This is a genomic window from Pseudanabaena sp. 'Roaring Creek', from assembly GCF_001402795.1.
Classification (GTDB): domain Bacteria; phylum Cyanobacteriota; class Cyanobacteriia; order Pseudanabaenales; family Pseudanabaenaceae; genus Pseudanabaena.
The window spans coordinates 1-3,837 of sequence record NZ_LIRE01000286.1; the positions used below are offsets into that span (position 1 = coordinate 1).

Genomic DNA, 3,837 nt, shown 5'->3' on the forward strand with positions numbered 1-3,837 from the left:
AAGCGCCGCCAGCCAATTCTTGGGGTTTATGTCCTAATACACTTGGCGACAGCTATATATTCAATTAAGTGAGAACAAGCCCAAAATAGAGTTGCGGCGCTTCGCGCCGCAACTCTATTTTGGGCTTGTTCTCACTAGCTATAGCTCTATGCTGCCCTTGATATCCTTGATATCGTAATTTTGAGGGCTGTCGGCAACCTTCGGTTGTGGGGTGAGGTCGCTTTCGTACTTAATGCCCATATTGATGACCTTGTCTTGCTGCTGTTCGGGGCGCGATCGCTCAACACCTCTACGACGTTCTGAGGTGCGGACTTCGCTTGTGCCTTCAGTAACTACCTCATAGAGAATCGCCTGTTTATTTACATCCTTGCCCCGTCGCAGCACCCGTCCTAACCTCTGAATGTATTCACGCGCCGAGCCGGTGCCCGATAATAGAATGGCAATACGCGCCTCAGGTACATCAACACCCTCATTCAAAACATGGGAAGCCACTAGGGTTTTATATTTGCCTTCACGGAAAAAGGTTAATATTTCATGTCTTTCCTTGACGGGAGTTTGATGGGTGAGGGCAGGAATTAATAATTCCTGCGAAATTCTATAGACCGTGGCATTGTCATTGGTAAAAATCAGAATGCGCTCTGGGAAATGTTGTGCCAATAAATCCGATAGGACAAGTAATTTTGATTCCGTTCCTAAGGATAATTCCTTAGATTCTCGGTGAGCGAGCATAGCGCTACGTCCTGCTTGCGATCGCGCACTTGCCTGTATGAATCTCTGCCACCCCTCCAAGCTGCCAAGAGAGATTTTCGCTTCCTTTAAAAACTGATTGCGGGTTTGGATTAAGGCTGTATAGCGATCGCGTTCTTGGGCGGAGAGGGAAACCTTGATCTGGACGATTTTATGTTCGGCTAAGGCTTTTCCTGCTAACTCTTCGGCAGATTTACGATAGACTTCTTCACCGATTAGCATTTCTAAATCGCTATGTTTGCCATCGCTGCGTTCGGGAGTGGCGGTTAAACCAAGCCGATAGGGGGCGATCGCATATTCGGCAATCACGCGATTAAAATCCGTGGGTAAATGATGGCACTCATCAAATACGATCAAGCCGTAAAGATTGCCTAAAGTTTCGGCATGGATTGCTGCGCTGTCATAGGTGGAGACTAAAATCGGCGTGCGATCGCGCGCTCCGCCTCCCAATAGCCCGATCTCCACATCGGGAAAAGCCGCTAATAAGTGGGCATACCACTGATGCATTAAGTCAAGGGTCGGAACGACTATTAAGGTGCTGCGATTAGTTAATTCCATCGCTAACTGAGCCAAATAGGTCTTACCTGCGGCGGTGGGCAAGACCACCACCCCCTGCTTGCCAATCCGTTGCCACGCTGCTAAAGCCTCACTTTGATGAGGGTAAGGCTTCATTCTGCTCTGAGAATTTAAGCTCTGTGAATTTAAGCTCTGTGAATTTAAGCTCTGTGAGTTTAAGTTGAGTTCGCTATAGCCCCTCGAAAGATCTTCGATCGCAATCTCGTCTGAGCGCAAATTCAAAATTAATTCGCGATAGCAATAGGCAGGAATGCGAAATTTCTCAATGCGATCGTCCCATGTGGCGAATTCGATCCATGCCTTGCCCTTAGGCGGTGGATGGAGGATTAAGGTGCCGCGATCGTAAGTTAATTTAGGAAGGCGGGGCATAGCTGAATCCAATTTTGATGATTTTCAAGGTGGAGTGGGCGGAAATTCGCCAAAAAATTTTAATTTAATTGGGAACTAATTGATTTTTAATTCGTCCTTCGTCAGAACTGTACTTTTGTACCTAAAATTTGTACCTAAAAGCGATCGTGTGAGGATTGTAAATGTATATGCTTCAGACTAGAGCTAATGGCTCGACCAATTTAGTAAGACTTACCGCAATCGTATCAACAACGATCGTATCAACAACGATCGCCTCTACATTGATGGCTAGCAACTACGCTCAAGCTGAAGTGCTCAAAGAAGACAAGATCTCCACTGCCGAGGTCTCCACTAAGGAATCTGAATTGGTTCGGTCGATTAGTCGCGATCCCATGATTATTCCTATCTCTACCAGTCAAACCCCAGCATGGCAAGGATCTCCTAGCCCCAATCAAGATGCTCAAATCATTCAGGCGATTAATGATGTGGCTTTGCCAGCCCCAGCAACTACAAACTACAATCAAGCCAATCAAAATTTCACTGCACAGGGTGTTACTTCAGTCTCGCAACTGAGCGATGTTAAGCGCACAGACTGGGCTTTTACGGCTTTACAATCTTTAGTCGAACGCTATGGCTGCATCGCAGGCTACCCAGATCGCGCCTATCGTGGCAGTAAGGCAACAACCCGTTATGAATTTGCCGCAGGGGTAAATGCCTGCCTCGACAAGATTAACGAAATTATTGCCTCTGGTCTTTCTGACAAGGTGAGTAAAGCGGATCTCGCTACATTACAAAAACTCCAAGAAGAATTTGCCGCAGAGTTGGCAACTTTACGCGGTAGGGTTGATGCCCTTGATACTAAAACTGCCAAACTTGAAGCACAACAATTTTCGACTACTACTAAACTATATGGTCAAGCAATTTTTGGATTGCAAAGTCGGTTTGCTAATACTGGTAGCCTAACTCCTAGAAATGGGAATAAAAATACCCCCGACGATGCCACCAATTTGACCTTTGGCTACAACTTGCAACTGAGTTTAGTTACTCAGTTTGACAATCGCAGCATTTTGTTAACAGGTTTACAAGCAGGAAATGCCTCCACCGCCTCGACACTTTTTGCAAATAACAACTTTCTCACTAATACCTATACTCGTCTTGGCTACGAGCTTGATACATCCAATTCACTACAATTGAGTGACTTGTCCTATCGCTTTTTAGTAGGCGATCGCCTTGCAGTAATCGTGGGTGCAGCAGGGGTTAGTCCATCTAGCGTGTTTCGCGGACCAAATCGCTATGAAAGCGCGGGGCAAGGACCGATTTCGGCCTTTGCTCAGCGCAATCCAATTCTCAACTTTCCTGGACAGGCTGGGATTGGGTTTGATTGGCAAATCAGCGATAACATGAGTTTGCAAGCTGTGTATGCAGCATCCTTAGCATCCGATCCACAAAATGGTCTCACAGGGGGTCCCTTTACCGCAGGCATACAGTTTAATGTTGCCCCCAGTGATGCTGTCGATATTGCACTGTATTACCTCAATTCCTACACGACAAATGCCAGCTTAAATACTGGAGTTGGGGATAACCTCATCGGACCGATCGCAGGAAAATTTTCAACTAATGCCTTTGGCAGTACGGTCTCATGGCGTATTTCCCGTAGCATTATTCTCGGTGGCTGGGCGGGCTACACCACCTCTGAAACTAGAGATACGGGTTTAGGCGGGTCGGTTAACACCTTTAATTGGATGGCATTTTTAAATTTCCCTGACCTGTTTGCAGAAGGGAACCTTGGCGGGATTTATGTGGGGCAACCTCCTAAAATCACCAGCAGCACTATTACCCAAGGCGGGATACCAGCATTTAATATTCCCAGCGCGATTGGCTTGGCGGGAGTAAATTCAGGAGATTTTGGCGGACAGCCCGCTAGCACAACCCATGTGGAATTGTTCTATCGAATGCGGGTAAATGACAATATCAGTATTACTCCTGGGCTACTGTTTATTTTTAATCCAGTGCAAACGGCAGGTAGCGACACTATCACTGTCGGATCTGTGCGGACGACTTTTACCTTCTAAATTTGCAATTCTAAATTTATTTCCATAGCAACGTAAGGTTGGCAATGGACATATAGATAATTTAAATAAAAACTACAGCTTCGACTTCGCTCAG

The 3,837-nt window shown here is 46.2% G+C and carries 2 protein-coding genes; one reads left to right on the plus strand and one right to left on the minus strand.

Features of this window, described 5'->3' with window-relative positions; genetic code table 11:
* Window positions 1-138: 138 nt before the first annotated feature.
* Window positions 139-1,692: a DEAD/DEAH box helicase family protein gene (locus AC805_RS10010; protein ID WP_055075302.1), complete on the minus strand. Its 1,554-nt coding sequence runs from the start codon at window positions 1,690-1,692 to the stop codon at window positions 139-141.
* 167 nt (window positions 1,693-1,859) lie between these two features.
* Between AC805_RS10010 and AC805_RS10015 the strand changes: the two genes are divergently transcribed.
* A complete protein-coding gene (locus AC805_RS10015; protein ID WP_055075303.1) occupies window positions 1,860-3,743 on the plus strand; it encodes an iron uptake porin in 1,884 nt (627 codons plus the stop codon).
* Window positions 3,744-3,837 lie beyond the last annotated feature (94 nt).